At 56.7% G+C, this 20,480-nt stretch carries 16 protein-coding genes; 3 read left to right on the top strand and 13 right to left on the bottom strand.

The genetic code is table 11. The annotated features are described in order from the left end of the window. Positions 1-525 precede the first annotated feature (525 nt). The 11 genes from gmd to PRI8871_RS18030 form a co-directional block, all read right to left on the bottom strand. On the bottom strand, positions 526-1,647 hold the full coding sequence (gmd, locus tag PRI8871_RS18080; RefSeq protein ID WP_108887602.1) for a GDP-mannose 4,6-dehydratase: 1,122 nt from the start codon (positions 1,645-1,647) through the stop codon (positions 526-528). Positions 1,648-1,792: 145 nt separating this feature from the next. After that, positions 1,793-2,758: a sulfotransferase family protein gene (locus PRI8871_RS18075; protein WP_181389523.1), complete on the bottom strand. Its 966-nt coding sequence runs from the start codon at positions 2,756-2,758 to the stop codon at positions 1,793-1,795. After that, on the bottom strand, positions 2,736-5,027 hold the full coding sequence (locus PRI8871_RS18070) for a hypothetical protein (RefSeq protein ID WP_146188709.1): 2,292 nt from the start codon (positions 5,025-5,027) through the stop codon (positions 2,736-2,738). The genes PRI8871_RS18075 and PRI8871_RS18070 overlap by 23 nt, the downstream gene beginning before the upstream one ends. Beyond that, positions 4,990-6,756 (bottom strand): hypothetical protein, encoded by a 1,767-nt coding sequence (locus tag PRI8871_RS18065; RefSeq protein WP_219929050.1) that lies wholly within the window; start codon positions 6,754-6,756, stop codon positions 4,990-4,992. The genes PRI8871_RS18070 and PRI8871_RS18065 overlap by 38 nt, the downstream gene beginning before the upstream one ends. Positions 6,757-6,989: 233 nt before the next feature. Then, a complete protein-coding gene (locus tag PRI8871_RS18060; RefSeq protein ID WP_181389522.1) occupies positions 6,990-8,069 on the bottom strand; it encodes a glycosyltransferase family 10 domain-containing protein in 1,080 nt (359 codons plus the stop codon). Further along, positions 8,038-10,035, bottom strand: a complete 1,998-nt coding sequence (locus tag PRI8871_RS18055) for an exostosin domain-containing protein (RefSeq protein ID WP_108887597.1) — start codon at positions 10,033-10,035, stop codon at positions 8,038-8,040. The genes PRI8871_RS18060 and PRI8871_RS18055 overlap by 32 nt, the downstream gene beginning before the upstream one ends. 195 nt (positions 10,036-10,230) lie before the next feature. Beyond that, complete coding sequence (gene rfbA / locus PRI8871_RS18050) at positions 10,231-11,109, bottom strand: glucose-1-phosphate thymidylyltransferase RfbA (protein WP_108887596.1); 879 nt, start codon at positions 11,107-11,109, stop codon at positions 10,231-10,233. A 28-nt stretch (positions 11,110-11,137) separates the two neighbouring features. Next, a complete protein-coding gene (gene rfbD / locus PRI8871_RS18045) occupies positions 11,138-12,001 on the bottom strand; it encodes a dTDP-4-dehydrorhamnose reductase (RefSeq protein ID WP_108887595.1) in 864 nt (287 codons plus the stop codon). Between the two features lie 11 nt (positions 12,002-12,012). Next, positions 12,013-13,062, bottom strand: a complete 1,050-nt coding sequence (gene rfbB, locus PRI8871_RS18040) for a dTDP-glucose 4,6-dehydratase (RefSeq protein WP_108887594.1) — start codon at positions 13,060-13,062, stop codon at positions 12,013-12,015. A gap of 5 nt (positions 13,063-13,067) precedes the next feature. Then, positions 13,068-13,628, bottom strand: coding sequence for a dTDP-4-dehydrorhamnose 3,5-epimerase (gene rfbC, locus PRI8871_RS18035; RefSeq protein ID WP_108887593.1), 561 nt, complete (start codon positions 13,626-13,628; stop codon positions 13,068-13,070). A gap of 98 nt (positions 13,629-13,726) precedes the next feature. After that, positions 13,727-14,716: a replication initiator protein A gene (locus PRI8871_RS18030; RefSeq protein WP_108887606.1), complete on the bottom strand. Its 990-nt coding sequence runs from the start codon at positions 14,714-14,716 to the stop codon at positions 13,727-13,729. 453 nt (positions 14,717-15,169) lie between these two features. On the opposite strand from PRI8871_RS18030, the gene PRI8871_RS18025 reads away from it, so the two are divergent. Further along, positions 15,170-16,567, top strand: a complete 1,398-nt coding sequence (locus tag PRI8871_RS18025; protein WP_108887592.1) for an AAA family ATPase — start codon at positions 15,170-15,172, stop codon at positions 16,565-16,567. Positions 16,568-16,581: 14 nt separating this feature from the next. After that, the gene (locus PRI8871_RS18020) at positions 16,582-17,565 is read left to right on the top strand and encodes a ParB/RepB/Spo0J family partition protein (RefSeq protein WP_108887591.1); all 984 of its coding nucleotides are present in this window, start codon (positions 16,582-16,584) and stop codon (positions 17,563-17,565) included. Positions 17,566-17,621: 56 nt separating this feature from the next. Here the strand turns inward: PRI8871_RS18020 and PRI8871_RS18015 are convergent, their stop codons facing one another. Beyond that, entirely contained in the window at positions 17,622-18,299 is a 678-nt protein-coding gene (locus PRI8871_RS18015) for an ABC transporter ATP-binding protein (protein ID WP_108887590.1), read from the bottom strand. Positions 18,300-18,309: 10 nt separating this feature from the next. Further along, complete coding sequence (locus PRI8871_RS18010) at positions 18,310-19,380, bottom strand: KpsE/RkpR family capsule polysaccharide export protein (RefSeq protein ID WP_245897951.1); 1,071 nt, start codon at positions 19,378-19,380, stop codon at positions 18,310-18,312. Between the two features lie 262 nt (positions 19,381-19,642). On the opposite strand from PRI8871_RS18010, the gene PRI8871_RS18005 reads away from it, so the two are divergent. Next, complete coding sequence (locus tag PRI8871_RS18005; protein ID WP_245897949.1) at positions 19,643-20,437, top strand: ABC transporter permease; 795 nt, start codon at positions 19,643-19,645, stop codon at positions 20,435-20,437. Positions 20,438-20,480: the final 43 nt, after the last annotated feature.

Raw genomic sequence — 20,480 nt, 5'->3', positions numbered from 1 at the left:
CGCAATCGCCCGCCCCGCTGCGCGAAATGAAAGCTCCGCGCGTCGGGCGATTGCTCAACCTGCGCCGATCGGCGTAAACACCAACCGGACTCCGGTCGCGGCTGGATGAAAGTTCAGTGGCAGGTCACTCAACCTGCGCCGATCGGCGTAAACACCAACCGGACTCCGGTCGCGGCTGGATGAAAGTTCAGTGGCAGGTCACAAGGTCTGAGGCAACCTGTCGGCGTGTCAGGCCGCTGTGCGTCGCGATCCGAACCGCATCGCGTTTGAAGTCTTCACTGTGTTTGGGTGCCATATCCCGTCTCCTCTATAGCGAGCATTGCTCGCAGAAGACCGGAACGGAACCGGTGCAGGTTCAGATCGCTATGCGGGTTCCGATGATACAGGCTGCCTTTATACGCTGCGAAAATGGCCTGCGTCAGTTCAGGCCGCGCCAAAGGCAATGGCGCGGTATAGCCCAAACGGTCGAAGGCGGACTTCTCAGCATCAAAGACGGATAGGCCCTGTAGAATCTGCCCCCACCACTTACCCTTCGATAGCCACCGGCAGGTCGTAGCCGTGCTCGCGGAGCAGGGCGTGACGTTTGGCGGTTTTCAGGTCCGAGGCGACCATTTCGGCGCACATTTCCTGAACGGTGATTTCCGGCACCCAGCCCAGCTTTTCCTTGGCCTTGGTCGGATCGCCCAGCAGGGTTTCCACCTCGGCGGGACGGAAGTAGCGCGGGTCGATGCGCACGATCACGTCGCCGACGTTCAGCGCCGGTGCGTCGTCGCCCTCAATCGCGGTGACGGTGCCGATCTCTTCGACGCCCTCGCCGGTGAATTCAATCGTCACGCCCAGTTCCTTGGCCGACCAGGTGATGAACTCACGCACCGAATACTGCACGCCGGTGGCGATGACGAAATCGTCGGCCACGTCCTGCTGCAGCATCATCCACTGCATGCGCACATAGTCCTTGGCATGGCCCCAGTCGCGCAGGCTGTCGATGTTGCCCATGAACAGGCACGGCTCAAGGCCTTGCGCGATATTGGCCAGACCGCGGGTGATCTTGCGGGTCACGAAGGTCTCGCCGCGGCGGGGGGACTCGTGGTTGAACAGCACGCCGTTACAGGCATACATGTTATAGGCTTCGCGGTAGTTGACGGTGATCCAGTAGCTGTACAGCTTGGCCACGGCATAGGGCGAACGCGGGTAGAAGGGGGTGGTTTCCTTCTGCGGGATTTCCTGAACCAAACCGTAAAGTTCCGAGGTCGAGGCCTGATAGAAGCGGCTCTTTTCTTCCAGACCCAGGAAGCGGATCGCCTCCAGCAGACGCAGGGTGCCGATGGCATCCACGTCGGCGGTGTATTCGGGCGCTTCGAACGACACGGCCACGTGGCTTTGGGCGCCAAGGTTATACACCTCGTCGGGCTCCACTTCACGCAGGATGCGGGTCAGGTTCGAGGTGTCGGTCAGATCGCCGTAATGCAGGCGGAAGTTGGCATTATCGACATGCGGATCCTGATAGATGTGATCGACGCGGCCAGTGTTGAACAGCGAGGCGCGGCGCTTGATGCCGTGAACCTCATAGCCTTTTTCCAGCAGGAATTCTGCCAGGTAGGAACCATCCTGACCGGTGACGCCAGTGATCAATGCTTTTTTAGTCATAATTCTATCCGTATGTACTTGGGGTCTCGACGAGGTCAGAGCCATATCCTGTTCTTAAAAGCCCATGTGCCTTGATAGCGCAAGAGCCAGTGCGACAAACATTGCCGCAGAGCGTGCGAGACGCGGTCGATGGTTATGAAAATGCTCATACTTCGTACCCCATGCGGCCGCATAGTGGAGCGAAGCGTTCGCTTTGTTCAGCTTCCTGTTGAATATGTTCTGGAATTTCGCGCCTTGGGCGCCTGCTGATCTTGGTACCACCCCGACCGCTGTCGCCAGACAATTTCATTACCATGGCCGCATCTAGCGCAGCCGCGTTGAAGGGGAGCTTCAGAGCTACAGCAATCTCAGCGAGGACGTCTTCCGGACGATCAAGAAAGCTTTCGTACTTGATCCAAGGCAGACCTACGTAACGATCCAAGAACAGATCATAACGGCGGCAATATTCGTCCAGTGTGAAAGGCTCGAAATGGCGCCATTTGTTCGCTGCAAGCGAGAGATATGAATCCAGCGGATGGCGGAGGGTGACCGCCCCATGTACTTGGCCAGCTGGCTGAAGGATCTCATACAGCGTGGCGCGGGCTTCAGGATCTACATTGAAGCAAAACTGTGAATGAGCATGGTCTCGCAACACGAGGTTCAGCCCTCTCCCGTTCAGGGTTTCCTGCATTTTGGAGATTCCTGCAAGAAAGACATCTTTCTGAATAGATGTGTCAGAGATTCGTGGGTTAAAGTACAGATCTGAGACGACATCTGTCGGATAAAATGGTCGTATGAGTTGTTTTCTAAAATGCAACGTGCTCAGCGGATCAATCTCGCTCAGCAGAACCGTATTGGGCAAAGCTCCCACACATTTCGAAATCAGAGTGCCACCGCTACATGCAAAATGGTGCAAGCTACGAAACACAGTCGCGTTTTCGGCAGCAACCTCGGCACACAAGGTTTCGCATTCCTCAAGTAAGCTTGACAACGGTGCCAACTGGCCTTGGCCTGAAGCGGCTCTATAGTCGCTCAGCAAATCAAGGGCGCGATCCAACTCAGCCTTGAGATCCGCCCGATATGCAGTTGTTTTCACCATCCCGGTTTGGTCACTTTGTTTTTCTCTTTGCACTTTTGGCAGATTTTTTTTTCCGAGCCCTTACCGATTTTTCCGACGTACCAACTTCAGCGATAATGTGGGCATCTTCAGCCTCGGATTGTTGCAATTGCAGATACTGCGCAGCCTGCTGCAAACGCGGTTTAAGTGCATCCAACAGTGCCTGCTGCTTAGTTTTGACCGCTAGCACCTCTTGATACTTTTCTTGCAAATCCCGCAAGTCGCCCTGCAGCATAGCCTGTGTCCGCAGAGACATTGCAAGGCTGTCTTCCACCGCGTCACGCCTTTCTATCGCAGATTTTTCAGAGGCTTTCGCATCTGAAATCTGTTTGTCTAGAGCAGTTTTCAGGCTTTGAGAATGCTCTGTAGCTGCGACATTTGTAGTCTCTAGTTTTTCAATCTTAGTTAGCTGTACTGTGATTTGAGCCTCACGCTCTTTCAGAGCCGCTTCAAGCTCGCCAATACGGCCATTCCACCAGTCCGCCTTTTTTAAAAGCGCCTGATGGGTGGCTTCCAGCTCGGCAAACTTGGCCTTCCCATCAGCTTCTTGCTTTTGGGCAGCATTCAGCTTGCCTTCAAGTTCCTTGGCCTTCGCATCAGTGTTAGAGATTTTCTGAACCAAGTCCGCTTCTCGGGACTGCGCCGCAGCATCCAACGCGGCCTTTTCCGAACCAAGCTCTTTGATTCGCCGCTCACGCCAGTCGGCTTTGGTGCTTAGTTCTTGGTGAGCCGTGCTGAGTTGGTCCAGCTTGCTCTGAAGATCAGCCTTGCACGAGGCTTCAGCGGTTAGATTGGCCTGCAACTCATTGGCCCGAGCTTCAGCTTGCTGAATACGCATTTCACCAGCCTGCTTGATCGCTTTGGCCTCTGTGATTTGAGCCTCACGCTCTTTCAGAGCCGCTTCAAGCTCGCCAATACGGCCATTCCACCAGTCCGCCTTTTTTAAAAGCGCCTGATGGGTGGCTTCCAGCTCGGCAAACTTGGCCTTCCCATCAGCTTCTTGCTTTTGGGCAGCATTCAGCTTGCCTTCAAGTTCCTTGGCCTTCGCATCAGTGTTAGAGATTTTCTGAACCAAGTCCGCTTCTCGGGACTGCGCCGCAGCATCCAACGCGGCCTTTTCCGAACCAAGCTCTTTGATTCGCCGCTCACGCCAGTCGGCTTTGGTGCTTAGTTCTTGGTGAGCCGTGCTGAGTTGGTCCAGCTTGCTCTGAAGATCAGCCTTGCACGAGGCTTCAGCGGTTAGATTGGCCTGCAACTCATTGGCCCGAGCTTCAGCTTGCTGAATACGCATTTCACCAGCCTGCTTGATCGCTTTGGCCTCTGTGATTTGAGCCTCACGCTCTTTCAGAGCCGCTTCAAGCTCGCCAATACGGCCATTCCGCCAGTCCGCCTTTTTTAAAAGCGCCTGATGGGTGGCTTCCAGCTCGGCAAACTTGGCCTTCCCATCAGCTTCTTGCTTTTTAATATCGGCCAAGGCGCTGACCAGATCCTTTATCTTTGCTTCTGCCTGTTCCGCGCGCGAGATAGTCTTTGCATGCTCTGCTTCAGCCGCCGCGAGGGACACTGTTAGCGCAGTTTCTCGCTTTTGAGCGGCCTCGTTTACCACTCTCAATTCTTCGGTCAGCGTCTTGAGTTTCAGAGCCTGCACATCCAAATCAAAGGTGGCTGTAGGCCAGTCCGGATCCTCATCATCCTGGGCCGAAAGGACGAAACCGGCCTCGCTCAAGAAACCCTTTACCTGATCTATAGGGAGCGCGCCTTCAAACAGCGGCTCTTTACCAGTGCGCAGATCAATCCGCGAAAATCGCGTGATCGCGCCATTGGCAATCAGCCCCTGCAGAAGGTCGGCCTCAACTCCTGTAGTGTTTAACATCAGACCGTATGGAGCAGGTCTCGCATCAAGCAAAGCCATAAGGTCGCCCAAAGGGGCAACCGATACGGTCGCTTTTCGAACAACGCGAAGCCCTGGATATAGATCTTTCAGGCCTGTCGGAGTTTTTAAACTAGACAGTCCAGGCAAGTTAAAGACGCTTAGCTCGGCTTTGCCGACCTCAAGGCCAGCAAAGGCCTCCAAAACTGTCACCTTGTCATCGACCAACTCAAGCGATTTCAAGCGTCCACTGTCCGGCTCAACGAGTATCACCTGCTCGGCGGCCGCCACCGCAGTCGACAAATCATTTAATTCCCCCGCTCCAATCAGCAGCAGAGTCCCAAAAGACGATTGTTCTAAATGCTGACGCATAATGTCACTTTTTAGGTTTCTTGATTTTGGCAAGGAGTACATTGGCGCTCCGCAGCGGTTCGGTTACCTGCCATGAACGCGAGCCTATAAGCTTGTCGTATTCACCTGTGATCAAATTTAGCTGCTGAGACAGATACTGCTCTCGCTGCGCCGCTTGGTGAAGTTTCTCATGCCATTGGCTACGCTCGGCCTCAAGCTTGTCATGTAGTGCCTGCGCTGTGCGTGACCGTTCAGTCCAAGCCGCTTGAAGTGAAGCTACTTTCTGTTCGCTTTCAGCCAGCTGAGACGAAAGCCGGCCTTGCCCTTTCGTTAACTCCGCCAACGCCTGATCAAGTTCAAATAGGCTAACTGTTTTGGCCTCAATCTCGGCACGCTGACTTGCAGACAAAGCCTCACCTTGGGCGACAGCCGCTTGAAGCTTGACCATGTCCTGCTGCATGCTCTGTAGCGACTTATTGGCTAGGTCGAGCTTTCTCGACATCTCCCGACCCAGACTCTGATAGCGCTCATGCACCTCAGACAGAGTGTGCTTCTCCAAACTCAAGGCTTCATCAGCCTTCTTAAGCTCGGCTTCTTTGCCTGCAATTACATCCAGCTTTTGCTCAAGCTCTTGAGCCAATTCTGTCAAGTGTGCCAAAAGAAGATCACGTTCAGAGAGCAGTGCCTCTGCATCGTCCTTGGCCTTGGCTTCAACCGTGCTCAATCGCTTCGCCGCTGTATCAAGCTCTTTCCTCAAGCTTGCGGAAGTTGCCTCGCTTGCCCGCAGTGCCTCTGCATCGTCCTTGGCCTTGGCTTCAACCGTGCTCAATCGCTTCGCCGCTGTATCAAGCTCTTTCCTCAAGCTTGCGGAAGTTGCCTCGCTTGCCCGCAGCGCCTCCGCATCGTCCTTGGCCTTGGCATCTGCCTCTCTCAGCACCAGTTGTAGGCTTTCTTGGCTAGCTGCCAGCTCGAGCGCGACTTGGCGACGACGTTTTTCTGCCTTCGAAAACTTGCTCCTCTCGCTGACCAAAGCAGAATTCATTAGTGAAATTGCTTCGTCTTGACTTGTCAACGTTGCTCTGGCTTGAGCTACCTCCAGTGTCACTTCCCCTAAGTGATCGAGGAGCACACTTCGCTCCGCTTGGTTTTTTTGAGCATCAGCAATCTGCCCAACCAACTGGAAGCTTAAACTAGTCTCGGCCTCAGAATGAACATGCACCTCTTCCATAGTATCTCTGAGAGATGCTTCAAGCTCAGAAATATGCGCTTGAAGAAGATCGCTTTCTTCATCTAGGGCGGCTGACAATTGAGAATATTTGCTTTGAACAGCCTTAAGGTCGGTCTCGGCTTGACGGGCCTTTTGAAAAGCCCCGAACCCCCGCCGCGCGGTTTCTAGAGTAAAAAAATTCCGTTCATGAGGCAGAGCAATGGCTTCAAGTTCAAAATTCAAAGTCTCTACTTCAGGGGTACATCGCACTGTTTGAATAGCCAACGACATCAGCAGTGGGTCAGCCGCGGGCTTGCCAACCTCAGTTAAAGAAGAAACCCCGTTTCCAAGTGCAGATAGCAAGGTTGACATGCCAGGAGCAGCAGCATCAGCGGCAAGAACCATTTCCTCGTCCACTAAAAGTACGGACCGCCGAAACTTTTTCTTGATCCCAAGCAACACCTTTGCTTCTTCGCCCCACTGAGCCAGAGCTGAATCAAGCCGCCCCCCTTCAGCCAGTGAGTTTACCAAAAACCTCTCTGCACAGTTATAGATAAAAACTGTGATCTGAGACTCATCAGTCAAAGCCTCAAACTGTGACAAGGGGCGCAAGGAGGTCCCGTCAAGTCTCTGTTCACACAAGTCAGCTCGAACCTGGCTCGCGTAGAAGCCTTTGGCCGAAATGGGTGGTGTCTGGCTTTTCTTAGGGGTCATTCCGGCTCACTTTCAAAGTCTTCTTACCGACATGCCTATCCGGCCCCACGGATAACTGTAAACTGTATAGCAGTCCAAGATCGCATACTTCACGAAAAAAGCAATCATACCACCTCCGTGCTGCGTTCTTTCACAATGGTTTCCAGCTCGGCAGAGAACCGTTTAAAGAACTGTATCCGTTCGTCAACGAACTCATCATAGTTCCGAAACAGAGCCGAGAGATCCGCCTGAGCCTGCCTATAACTTTCCAGATAGGCCGCATTCGGCTTAAAAAGCTTGACCTTCTGGGATGCCTTTTCAGGAGTAAGATCATACAAGTTTATGAACGAATTGCCATCTACCAGTTCATGCACCCTATGTGATGCCGTGCACCAATAGAGCGGTACACCAGTACAAGCGAAAGCGTCAAAGATCTTCTCTGATATATAGTTACGCTGGTTGGTATTCTCGATTGCCGAGATGATATATGATCGATCCTGTAAGTGTTGGATCTTGTCCAGATGCCAATCCGGCAAAGATTGCCGCGTTTGCTTAGCCCCCCAGCCCTGCCCCACGCGCATCGACTGATTGTCAGGCATGGCTTTAGCAACATCGGTGCGGTAAACTGAAAGACCATAAGTCTCGATGTCTGGGTGAGAAACGCTATACTTCTTAACCAAGTCACGATTTTCAGCGAAAAACGTGTACTTGGTTTTTGCAGAACCCCAGTTTCTCAGAATTTCCTCAGCAGACTTCTGGACGTTTGCCGAGAACTCATGCGCGTAGCGTAGGAAGTACTCATTTTCAGTTGTCAAAAAATACGGAAAGCGAATGAACTCATACGCATTTGAAGTGTGATGATTTATTACAGAATATGAAAAGGAATGGCTCTTTGTCTTTCTTGTGTTGTGACGCTTTCGAAAATCCCCGCTATTAGTTGTATCCCAAAGCGGCTCCTCTGAGGCGACGACAAGCCTTATGTTAGGTTTCTTTTCCAATAGCTTGGCAAGTTCTTCTTCGTTTTCATCAATATTGAGCACATAGCCAAATAAAATAACATCGGCGTTTTTCGCATCGTCAACATACTCAAATTTCGTCTGGAAAAGTGGCTTGTAAGCCTCATAAGCAAACGGAGTACGATGGGCGTGCCTCCCAATAATATGAATTCGCATTTTATTTTTTTCCCCAGGCAGAAGATAGGTCACGCACCGCAAGGGCACGATAAAAAATTTCTTTTTGAGTCTCTTTAGCCTCAGCCAGAAGACCTTCGATCAGTTTGCGATCCGAAGTTAAACGAGGTTTAAACGCTTCAGGTGACAATAAAATCTGAGATGTAATGCTATTGAGAGTGCGTTCCTGATACGACTCCTTGTTGACAATCGGCGCAACCGGCGCGATGCGAGCCTCCTGCGTCCTCTTGATCATCAAAGCCAATATGTCATGGACAAAATTATCGATTCCATAGAGCCTCCAGATCTGGGCCATCGCATGTCGCTTGCGCTGTAATGCTTCAGCATCACTGTGTATATCTTTGAGGATCTGGGGAATTTCCAGAATACTTTTTTTATCCTCCTTACAAAAAACAGCCGCCTCCTTCCAAAGTTCTTGGCTGCCAGGAAGCGCCAAATTCTCTGCAAGAATGACCGGAATTGAGCCAAGACCAATAGATTCCCACAACCGAATTGAGTTCGGTCCGGTGCCAGATGGGCAAAGCGAAAAGACCGACTGACGCAGCACGGTCTTGAAATTTTCCGACGCTTTGTTATCAACGAGTGCATCTGCATTTTTTTCAGTGCCACGCACCTGATGATCATAAACCACCTTGTTGTAGTGCCAAGTTTCATTACCCACTACGTATCCGGTATGCGTTTTGGACAAATCTTCAATGATAATATTGCGCGCTTCTGTAAGGTAGTACTGGTTCGCTTTAGCGCCAACGAAGGAATAGAGGTGTTTCTTTTTCATTGACGGCTGGCGCCAATCATCTTTCGCTTGAACTGGATAGAGAGGGAAGGGATGAATATTGATGTTCTTGAATTCTGGCAAAGTCTCCTGACCTGTGACCGCGTGTGACCAGAAAATGTCTGTCACGCCCATCTCATTAAAAAGGCTTTGAAAGCGCAGCATGTGAATGTGCTGACACGTGGTGACAATTGTCTTGGCGCCAGCCAAATTGGCCTTTTGTGCATATAACTTTTGCTGAAGGAAGGCCGTTTTCTCAGGGTTCTTTTTGTTATGCAAAAGATTGTCGATCAGCGTGGCCCAAGGAAAGGCGAAGTACTTCACACTGCCGTCATCATGGCTTAGATGTAGTTTCTCGGCCATTTTGTTGAAGGCGTGCTGTTCGGTGATTGCCGGAAACTGCCAATTGTGGTCATAGGCTACAATCGCACTACTAGGTTTTCTTTTAGTACTTCCAAGCCCCTGCCGTTCCTTCACAATAATCGTATCATTGACTTTGATACGCTCGATTGGCTCCGGTTTGAGAGTCCAACAGTCGAACACCATGTGCGACGGCGTAGTAAGTGTCTTGGATGGGTAAACCCAAGCAGTACCGCCCAGAATTCGCTTATCGATATGGTTGTCATACGAACGCATCTGCGTTTCGTGCAGATGATAGGTACGTACGAACTCGCATGGATTGAACACATCATAGCCATGAACCGAGAATACATAGCCTATTTTGTTGTCGCAGCGCGGTACACCCAATGGGATGTCCATTTTTTTGCGAATGGCTGAGGGTACAGGAACAGCCCCATCTATGGCCCAAACGTCTTGGGACCAGTGAGGGTTTTTGTGCATGTAGCTCTTACTGCCCTCGATTTCATACCGGCTCAGCGCCACAAAAGCCTGAGTGCTTGAAGCAAACAGATCTTCGAGGCCCTTAATCGTCTTATCGAGGTAAATGTCAGAATTGGCCAGAACCGAAATTGCACTCGAACTGTATTTCTCCGTAAAGTCAAGCCAGTCTACATAGGTGGGACGCCCCTTGATTTCGAGGATCTCGATCTTTTCCGATGTAAATGGCGGCTGGTGACCATCATCAATCATCAGAAAGATTTTGTCCACCTCGGCGACTGCGATATTTTTCTCGAGACAGCGGTCCAATTCTTTCTGGCGCTCATGATCCTCAGACAAATAATATGGTGTGTACAAATGAATTTCAGACATCCCAGTCTCCTTGGGGCAATTAAGGTCGTCAAAATCAACACAGTTCGCAAGCTACTAAAAAGATCATATCCATTTTTTTCATATACTTGCGGACACATCCTACCCTTCTGCATCTATACTTTTCAGACAAAAAAATGCAACGAGCTACACGCGAGTTTCGGATGAAATTTCAGCAACTGCACAAAAGTGAGGCCATCACCCCCCCCTCGACAATCCCAGCAGGTAATCCCCATAGGCGTTCTTTTTGAACTTCTGGGCGCGGGCCCGCAGTTGGTCGTCGTCGATCCAGCCTTGTTCATAGGCGATTTCATCGGGGCTGCCGGTTTGCAGGCCTTGGCGGCGTTCCAGTGTGCGCACGAAGTTGCCCGCATCCAGAAGCGAGCCGTGGGTGCCGGTATCAAGCCAGGCATAGCCGCGGCCCATTTGCTGCACGCTCAGGGCGCCATCGGCCAGATACATTTCCAGCAGCGTGGTGATTTCCAGCTCGCCGCGCTCAGACGGTTGGACGGCGCGGGCGCGTTCGGGGGCCGAGCCATCGAGGAAATAGAGACCCGTCACCGCATAGGACGAGGGCGGCACCTCGGGCTTTTCGATGATCTGGGTGACATTGCCATCCTGATCGAAGGCCACCACGCCATAGCGTTCGGGGTCAGCCACCCGGTAGCCAAAGACCGTGCCACCGCTTTCCTGCGCATCGGCTTCGCGCAGCAGCCGCGACAGGCCCTGCCCAAAGAAGATGTTGTCGCCCAGAACCATCGCGCTGGGGGCGCCATCCAGAAAATCCTCGGCCAGAATATAGGCCTGCGCCAGACCGTCGGGGCTGGGCTGAACGATATAGGTCAGCTCAAGCCCCCACTGGTTGCCATTGCCCAGCGTGCGCTGGAACTGGTCCTGATCCTGCGGGGTGGTGATGATCGCGATCTCGCGGATCCCGGCCAGCATCAGCGCCGAGAGCGGGTAGTAGATCATCGGTTTGTCGTAGACCGGCAAAAGCTGCTTCGACACGCCAATGGTGATGGGATAGAGCCGCGTGCCGGAGCCGCCAGCCAGAATGATGCCCTTGCGCTTGGTCATGAAAATATGTCCTTCGTCTTGAAAATCGTCAGGCCTTGAGCGCGCCAAGCTCGCTCAGGATGTCGCGCAGCCCGGCGCGCCAGTCAGAGCGGGGAATGCCAAAGGTCGCTTCGGTCAGGCTATTGTCCATCCGCGAATTGAGCGGGCGTTTGGCCGGGGTCGGATAGGCGGTTGTCGGAATATCCTCGACCGCGCAATCGGTGCCCGAGAGGTCAAATATTTCGCGTGCGAAACCTGCCCAGCTGACATCCGGCCCGCCCGAGAAGTGATAGGTGCCCGATTTCGCCGGAGCGTCGCACAGCTGCGCGGCGACCGACAGGCAGGCATCGGCGATGGCGGCGGCGCAGGTCGGCCCGCCCACCTGATCGGCCACGATGGTCAGCTTGTCCCGTTCGCCGCCAAGGCGCAGCATGGTTTTGACGAAGTTGTTGCCATGGGCCGACACCACCCAAGAGGTGCGCAGGATCGCATGAACCCCGCCTGCATCGCGCACGGCCTTTTCGCCCGCCAGCTTGGTGCGGCCATAGGCGCCCAAAGGCCCGGTGGGGTGATCCACGGCAAAGGGCGCGGTCCCTGCCCCGTCGAACACATAGTCGGTCGAGATATGCACCATCGGCAGACCGCGTTCGGCGGCGGCGCGTGCGATGGCGCCGGGGGTGGTGGCATTGACCATCAGGGCCAGCGCCTCGTCTTCTTCGGCGCGGTCCACGGCCGTATAGGCCACGGCGTTGATCACCGCATCGGCATCGGTGGCTGTCACGAAGGCGGCGCAGGCCTCGGGGTTTTCGAAATTGGCCTCGTCGAGCCCGCGCACCTCAAGGGTGATATCGCCCGCGCGGCGTTGCAATTCCTGGCCAACCTGACCGATTTCGCCGAACACCAGAACCTTCATCAGACCTATCCTTATGCCTTTGTGCCCAAACGGACGCCCACGCCCGAACGCTGCTGCAAGGGGCGCCACCAGGCTTCGTTGTTCAAATACCAATCGACAGTCTTTTCCAGACCTTCTTCGACCGTCACGCTGGGCCGCCAGCCCAGTTCGTTGCGGATGCGGTTGGGGTTGATGGCATAGCGCGCATCATGGCCCGGACGGTCCGTCACGAAGGTGATCTGATCGGCGTAGGAACCGGTATCTTTGGGGCGCTTCGTATCGAGGATCGCGCAAAGCGTCTTGACCAGTTCAAGGTTGCTACGCTCGTTCTCACCGCCGATGTTGTAGCTGCGGCCGACCTCGCCCTGTTGCACCACGCACAGCAGCGCATCGGCATGGTCTTCGACGTAAAGCCAGTCGCGCACGTTCGAGCCATCGCCATAGATCGGCAGCGGCGCCCCCGCCAGCGCATTGAGGATAATGACCGGGATCAGCTTTTCGGGGAAATGATAGGGGCCGTAGTTGTTGCTGCAATTGGTCAGCACCACCGGCAGCCCGTAGGTTTCATGCCAGGCGCGGACCAGATGGTCGCTGCTGGCCTTGGACGCCGAATAGGGCGAACGCGGATCATAGGGCGTGTCTTCGGTAAACTGCACTGCCGGATCATTGGGCAGAGAGCCGAAAACTTCATCGGTTGAAATATGGTGAAAGCGGAAATCGGCGGGCTTGCCTTTGCGTTCCCACAAGGCGCGGGCCGATTGCAGCATGTTGTAGGTGCCCATCACATTGGTTTCGATGAACACGCCGGGGCCGTCGATCGACCGGTCCACATGGGATTCCGCGGCCAGATGCATGATCGCGGTGGGTTCATGCTTGGCGATGCAGGCCTCAACGGCGGCGGCGTCGCGGATGTCTACCTGCTCAAAGCTGTAAAGCGGGCTGCCTGCCACGTTGGCCACATTCTCAAGGCAGGCCGCATAGGTCAGCGCATCGAGGTTCACCACCTCATGGCCTTGGGCCACGGCCTGACGCACCACTGCCGATCCGATAAAGCCAGCCCCGCCCGTTACAAGAAGTTTCATCGCGCTTATCCTTCGAAGGTGAACGGGCTGTCGAACTCGGCCAAGGCCGGGGCTTTTTCGTCCTTGTCAGACAGAACGGCGGTGATGCCATCCAGCGGCCATTGAATGCCGCAGGTGTCCCAACGCACCGCGCCATCGCAATCGGGCGCATAGTAATCGGTGCATTTGTAGATGATCTCGGTATCGGGTTCGAGCGTCATGAACCCGTGCAGGAAACCGCCCGGAATCCACAGCTGACGGCCATTCTCAAAGCTGAGTTCTTCGCCGACCCATTGGCCATAGGTCGGGCTGCCCTTGCGGATATCGACCGCCACATCAAACAGACGGCCCTTGCCGCAGCGCACCAGCTTGCCCTGCGCATGGGGCGGCGACTGAAAATGCAGGCCGCGCACGGTGCCCACCTGGGCCGAGAGCGAATGGTTGTCCTGGACAAATTCGGGCATCTCCAGCCCGGCCTCTTCGAGGCGCTTCTTGTTCCAGCTTTCCGAGAAGAACCCGCGATGATCGCCGAAGCGCGGCGGGGTCAGGATCAGCACGCCATTGAGGGCGGTCTTTTCAATCTGCAAGGTCAGGCTCGCTATTCATAAATGGGCATCAAATTCATTTGATGGCTTAACAATCCGGGGGGGCGGAGTCATCCCCTGATTTGCTGCGACTGCACAGATCAGCGCTTGGCCAACCAGCCAAGGAAGGCCTTATCGGGCGAGCGCAGGCGCAGCCCGCCGCGGGCCTGCCAATGGGCGTGCCACTCGGCTTGCAGGGCGTAGACGTCGGCCCCCGGCACAAGGCGGCGCGCCTGATCCAGCGCATTCTGTGACAGGATCGGAACGGTGCCCGGTTCCAGCACCGCATCGCGGCGGGAAAAGCGCATCAGATCGCCCGGCTCTTCTTCGATGCGGTAATCGGGCAGAAGATCGGCGGCGATCATGTCGCGCAGCATCTTGCGGAACACCCGGCGCGGGCTGGCGCTGCCGGATTTCTTCAGCAGCGTATCAACCGAGACCGTCCAGCCCGCCTGCCGCCCGCAATGTTTGCGCGCCAGCTCATAGATGCGGCGCTCCAGGGGCTTTCGCAGGCGAAAGTAATCGCGGCTGAGGGTCAGGACCGATTTCGACAGCACCGCCCGGAACAGCCAGTCGCTGAGGGTGATGGCCACGCTGACCATGCGCCCGCCGCGCGTCTTGCGCACGATCTGCCAGCTTTCGATCAGGCCAAAGCCGGTGGTCACCTCTTGGCCGCCGGTTTCGAAATTGGTGGTGATGCGCGTGCCGGCCAGCCGTTCCAGCGCATCGCGCAGACGCTTGTACCCATCGCCCGAGGTTTCGCGATTGGTGGCCACCAGCAGATCATGCGCCTTCAGATGCAGGGTGCGCGAAATCGCCCGGCCCGCATTCACCGCCGCCATCAACTGGCTGATGCAATAGATCAGCACATCCTTGTCGTGGATCGTCGCCAGCCCCCGCACCGAGGGCGTGACTTCGATCTGCACGCCGTTATGCTCATAGCTGAGGATGCGCCGGTCAGGCCGGGTCGAGAGCGAGAACATCGGATGCTCCATCGAGCCCATGTCATCCTTGGGCGCGGCATCGAAGATGTCGCAGACGAAAAAATCCGCCGTAGGATGGTGGTCGGGCAAGAGCCCCGCGCGCGTCATCGGCCTGTTCCCATTCGCCTTGGGTCCGGGTTGGCCCCGGATCGCCATGCGAATCTGCTTCGTGGTTTCAATTACGCTGATCCTAAAGTTATCCACAGACCCCGTCCAGAAGCCCGCCCGCCAAAGACGTGGTTTCAGAGTCGGCTTGCCGTGGTTTCGGAATCGGATATTCGTGGTTTCAGAGTCAGGCTGCCCCAGCGGATGGCCCCAAGAAGTCTGAAACAAAAGGCTTTTCAGAAGTCACCCAGACCCCTTAACTATAAAATAACAGAAAAAATAACAGGGGCTGATTAAGACCCCCCTGTCCTTGCGCCATAAGATGCCCCCGCGAGCCTATGGCAAACCATTGAATATACTTAGAAAAGTAAAAGCGTCTCACTAGATGTGCGCAGAACGCTTCCATGTGCTGTCTTTTTCGATATACTGCGCAAAACACAGCACATTGAGGCAGCAATGGCACAGGACACCCCCGAGCTTCCCCCCTATTTCAACATCTCCCCCGACAGCGCGTTGCACGATCTGGGCCGCCCCGTGACAGCGGATGGCTTTGGCCAGATCGCCGAGCGCTGCCGTCTGGGCCGCGAAGATCTGTCCGGACGCGGGCTGAATGAGGCGGGCGAAAAGACGCTGCGCAAATTCTCCACCTGGGAAATCACCCGCTATCTGATCCCCGTCGCCCAGGCCCATTTCCGCCGGGTGCTGCGGCAGAACCCGCACCTGCCCCAAGGCGATAGCGAAACCGATGGCGGGGCCAAATGGTTCACCCTCGATGAGGTGCTGCGCCTGCGGGCCCATTTCGCCGCCGAAGGATCGAAGGCCAAGGAATACCGCCCCTACCGCCCCGAGGGGCTGCCTGCGAAAATGGTTGCGGTCGCCAATTTCAAAGGCGGGGTCGGCAAGACCAGCACGGCGGCGCATCTGGCCATGAGCGCGGCGCTGGATGGCTACAAGGTTCTGGTGATCGATCTGGACAGCCAAGGCTCGATGACCTCGATCTTCAATGGCAAGGTCGAGGACGAATGGCAGACGGTCTTTCCGCTGCTGGCCCGCCATTACGCCACCGCCCTGCAATCGGAAAACCGCGCCCGGATCGACCGGGGCGACGATCCCAAGCCGCTGGATGACACGCTGTCCGATGCGCTGAAGGTCAAGGCCCCCGATCTGATCCAGAAAACCCACTGGCCCAATATCGACCTGATCGGCGCACAGCTGAACCTCTATTGGGCCGAATTCCAGATCCCCGTCTGGCGGATGCAAGGGCGGAGCTGGAAGCTGTGGGATGCGCTGACCGAAACGCTTGAGGCGGATGGCGTGCTGGATGCCTATGACGTGATCTTCCTCGATACCCCCCCTGCCCTTGGCTATCTGACGATCAATGGTTTGGCGGCGGCGGATATCTTGCTGGTGCCGATGGGCGCGTCTTTCCTTGAGTTCGATTCCACCGGCCGGTTCTTTGACATGCTGCATTCGACCTTTGCCAGCATCGAGGAGGGCGAGAACATGGCCGCCCGCGCCCTTGGCCGGCCTGAACTGAGCTTTGAATGGGATGCGGTGCGCACGGTCATCACCCGGTTCGATGCCAGCCAGCAGGCGGAACTGGCCGCGCTGATGCAGGCCTACCTGGGCGATACGCTCAGCCCGCACCGGCAGGATTTCACCGCGCTGATCGGACAGGCGGGGGAACAGGCCGCTGGCATCTATGAGGCCGATTATCGCGACTTCAACCGCGAAACCTATGTGCGGGGGCGCGCCACGTTCGATCAGACCTATGCCGCCTTCAAACGGCTGCTTCTGGGCGTGTGGCGCCGCGAAGAGCTGAGCGAGGCCGACGCGGCCCGCGCCGCCAGCTGAGAGGAGACAGAGCCATGGCAAAACGCAAACGTCTGACCCCGCCGCCCGGCGATGTCTTTGGCACCGCCCCGGCATCGGCCCCCAGCAGCGCGGCCGCCGGTCTTGGGGCGCGGGCGCCGATCTCGCAGGTGGCGGGCGATGTGGCGGTGAACGCTGCCTTCGAACAGGTGCAGGCCGAATTGCACGCCGCCCAACGCGACGGGCGCATGGTGCTGCAATTGCCGCTGAGCGCGGTGCGTGAGGATCATCTGATCCGTGACCGGATGGCCTGCAACGCCGACGAAATGACCGCCCTGAAAGACAGCCTGCGCGCCCGTGGTCAGCAGACCCCGGTCGAGGTGACGGATCTGGGCAACGGGCAATACGGGCTGATCTCGGGGTGGCGGCGTCTGCGGGCGCTGCGTGAACTGGCGGATGAGGGCGGCGCGACCACGGTGCAGGCGCTGCTGCGCCGACCCGAGGACCGGCCCGCCGCCTATGTCGCCATGGTCGAAGAAAACGAGATCCGCGCCGATCTGTCCTTTTATGAGCGGGCGCGGATCGTGGTTCAGGCGGTTCAGGCGGGCGTGTTCGACAGTGACAAGGCCGCGCTTCAGAGCCTGTTTTCCAGCGCCTCCTTTTCCAAGCGGTCAAAGGTGAAATCCTTCATGCCCCTGGTTGCGGCCTTTGACGGTGTGCTGCGCTTTCCCGAACAGATCCCCGAACGTCTGGGTCTGGCGCTGTCGAAGGCGGTGCTGGCCGATGATGGGTTTGTGGGGGCCGTGGCCAAAACCCTGCACGCCGACATGAGCGCCGAGGAAGAGCGCAGCGCGCTGGAGGCTGCCCTGCGCGGCCCCAAACCTGACGCGGGCAACCGCCCTGCCCCCATGCCTGCGCCCGAACCCGTGGCCCCCGGTATCCGCCTGCGCGCCCGTGCGGGCCGGGTTGAGCTGGACGGCGACGGGGTGACGGATGCGATGATCGCTCAGTTGAAAGAGTGGCTCAAACAGGCGCAATAGGGTCTGATATCAGACTCTGCGCAAACCTTTCGCGCGCGAAAGTTCCCGCCTTTCGGCTATCGCAGCCAGGGCGGGAAATTACCCTTCATCGTATGTTCGTAATGCTCGATCGCTTTTTCGATCCGGGCGTAATAGAAGAACCGCGCGTTCTGCAAAACGATCCCCGAGGTACACAGCCGTTCGACCTGCGCCAGCGAGTGCGAGACGAACACCGCGCCGCTGGTCTTGAGCCGTTCTTGCAGCATGGCCTCGCTCTTGGCCTGAAAGCTGCCGTCACCCACTGCGGTGATTTCGTCGATCAGATAGGTGTCGAACTTCACCGCCATGGACATGGCAAAGGCCAGACGCGACCGCATGCCTGACGAATAGGTCCGCACCGGCAGATGGAAATGCGCGCCAAGCTGGGAAAACTCTTTGGCGAAGGCGGTCATTTCATCGGTGTCCACACCGTACAGGCGGGCGACGAATTTCACGTTTTGCGATCCGGTCAGATCGCCGTGGAAACTGCCGGCAAAGCCCACGGGCCAAGACACCGATCCGTGGCGGATCACCTCGCCGCTGTCGGGCTGGATCGTGCCTGCGATCAGCTTGAGCATGGTGGATTTGCCCGCGCCGTTCGGCCCGATCAGCCCCACGCATTCCCCCGATGGAAAGGTAAAGCTGATGTCGCGGGCCACCGGTTTGGCGACCCCGTTCAGACGGTAGATCTTGGTCAGGTTCCGCAGCTCGATCATGGCCCGGACCTCAGCGGCGATCCCGGAGGCTGTAATAGATCAGCACGCCAATCGACCAGATCAACAGCAGCATCGCGCCGGTCACGGCCGACAGCTGGAACCGTTCGGGATATTGCGATGAGCGCGGCAGCGACGGGCGGGCATAGGTCGCCAGATAGCGGCTTTGACGCTGGGCATCGGCCTGGGCGGCATCCAGCGCGGTCTGGGCGGCCAGATAGCTTTTCTGGGCGTATTCCACATCGACGGTCAGGCGCTCAAACTCGCCCAATAGGGTCGAATAATCCTGTCCGCTTTCAGGGTCACTGCCCCGGCCAAGGCCGAACTTCTGGCGCTCTTCCTCGATCAGGGTTTGGATGACACTGATGCGGCGTTGCGCGGTTTCGACGCGCGGATCGCTGTCGCGGGCGGTTTCCAGCAGCAGGTTCAGTTCAATGATTGCCCCGGCCAGCTGTGCCTCAAGCGAATTGACCAGACCAAGCTGGCCCTGAATATCGGCGCTGGGGTCGACAATGCGGGTTTCCGACCGGAAGCGGGTCAGCGCCTCGCGGGCGGATTTCAGCCGGGCCACGGCCTGTTCCAGATCTTCGCGGGCATAGCGCGTGGCGTCTTCGCGGGCGATGGCGGACAGATCGTTGATCATGGTGGTCGATTCCACGATCACCGCATTGGCGATGGCAAGGGCATCCTCGGGGGCGAAGGCCTTGACCTCGACCTCAAGCAGGCCGCTGCCCGCAGCATAGCTGACATGTACCATCTTGTTCCAGAACCGGACCAGATCTTCGATTTCGCCGCTCGTGTCATAGGCAAAGATCGGATCGGCCTCGGGGCGCGAATAGATCGTCTCCAGGTCCAGCTGATCGTCGATCTTTTCCACCAAGGACCGGCTTTGGATGTATTCGTAAAGGATATCCGTATCGGAGGAACTGCTGCCGCCCGACAGGCTGGCAAGCCCGCCCAACAGGCCACTGGCCAGCGAGGTTTCCTCAGAGCGGACGGCAAAGCCGAAGCTGGAGGCATATTGATCCTCGGCCACGAAATACAGGTAATGGATCGTGGCCAGCAGCGGGGCGATCACCACCATGAACACGCTGAACAGGATGACGAAATGCCGTTTGCGGGCACGGGCCTTGCCCGCATTCCGGGGGATCTTCGGGCTGGGCTTGGCCGGGGCAGCGGCCGGCTGTGCCGGCGGGGTCGCGGGTGCTTGCGAAATGGGTCCGCCCTCACGTGATGAAATACAATGCGGGTAGAATTCGGGTTTTCTCTCTCGCAATGCAAGGGGGAATCTTCTAGACCGGCAAGGGTCCGGCAAAGGCCGGACAGGCAGAATAAGGGTGGGGCGCGTGTCAGACGCAGTGATTGCCAAACCGCGATTTGTGTTCTTCCGATCGGTCTTTGCGCTGATGCTGCGGGAAATGAGCACGACCTACGGCCGGTCCCCCGGCGGCTATGTCTGGGCCTTCGCCGAACCGATTGGCGGGATTCTGGTGATGACGGCGGTCTTTGGCATGATTGCCCGGACCCCGCCATTGGGATCGAACTTTCCGCTGTTCTTTGCCACCGGCATGCTGCCCTTCGTCATGTATCAGACGACCTCGGCCAAGGTGGGGGTGGCGATCCGTTATTCCAAGCCGCTGCTGTCCTATCCGGGCGTGACCTATGTCGATGCGATCATGGCCCGGCTGTTTCTGAACACGCTGACGCAGGTGATCATCACCGTGGCCTTGCTGGTTCTGACGGCGGTTCTGTTTGGCGGTGAATACCGGGTGAATTATCTGGATTGCGCCCGCGCTTTTGCCATGGCCACGGCGCTTGGCTTTGGGGTGGGGGTGGTGAATTGCTATCTGATGAGCATGTTCCACCTGTGGCAATTCATCTGGTCGGTGCTGAACCGGCCTTTGTTCATTGTCTCGGGCATTTTCTTTCTGCTTGATCCCCTGCCCGAACATATCCGCTCGATGCTGCTGTGGAACCCGTTCGCCCATCCGATCATGATGCTGCGCCGGGGCATCTATGACACATATGACGCGGTCCATGTGTCCGAGCTGTACGTCTACGCCGTCGCATTGGTTCTGAGCGCGCTTGGGATGCTGCTTTTGCATCGGTTCCACGCGATCATTCTGGATGAGGGCGCGTAAGGGGGCAAAAGCGTTTGCCACTGCCGGGGGGCGTTGCTATTCC

The sequence above is a fragment of the Pseudoprimorskyibacter insulae genome (genome assembly GCF_900302505.1).
Lineage (GTDB): Bacteria > Pseudomonadota > Alphaproteobacteria > Rhodobacterales > Rhodobacteraceae > Pseudoprimorskyibacter > Pseudoprimorskyibacter insulae.
The sequence above is the reverse complement of the archived record's forward strand: the minus strand, read 5'-3'. Positions and strand labels throughout refer to the sequence as shown.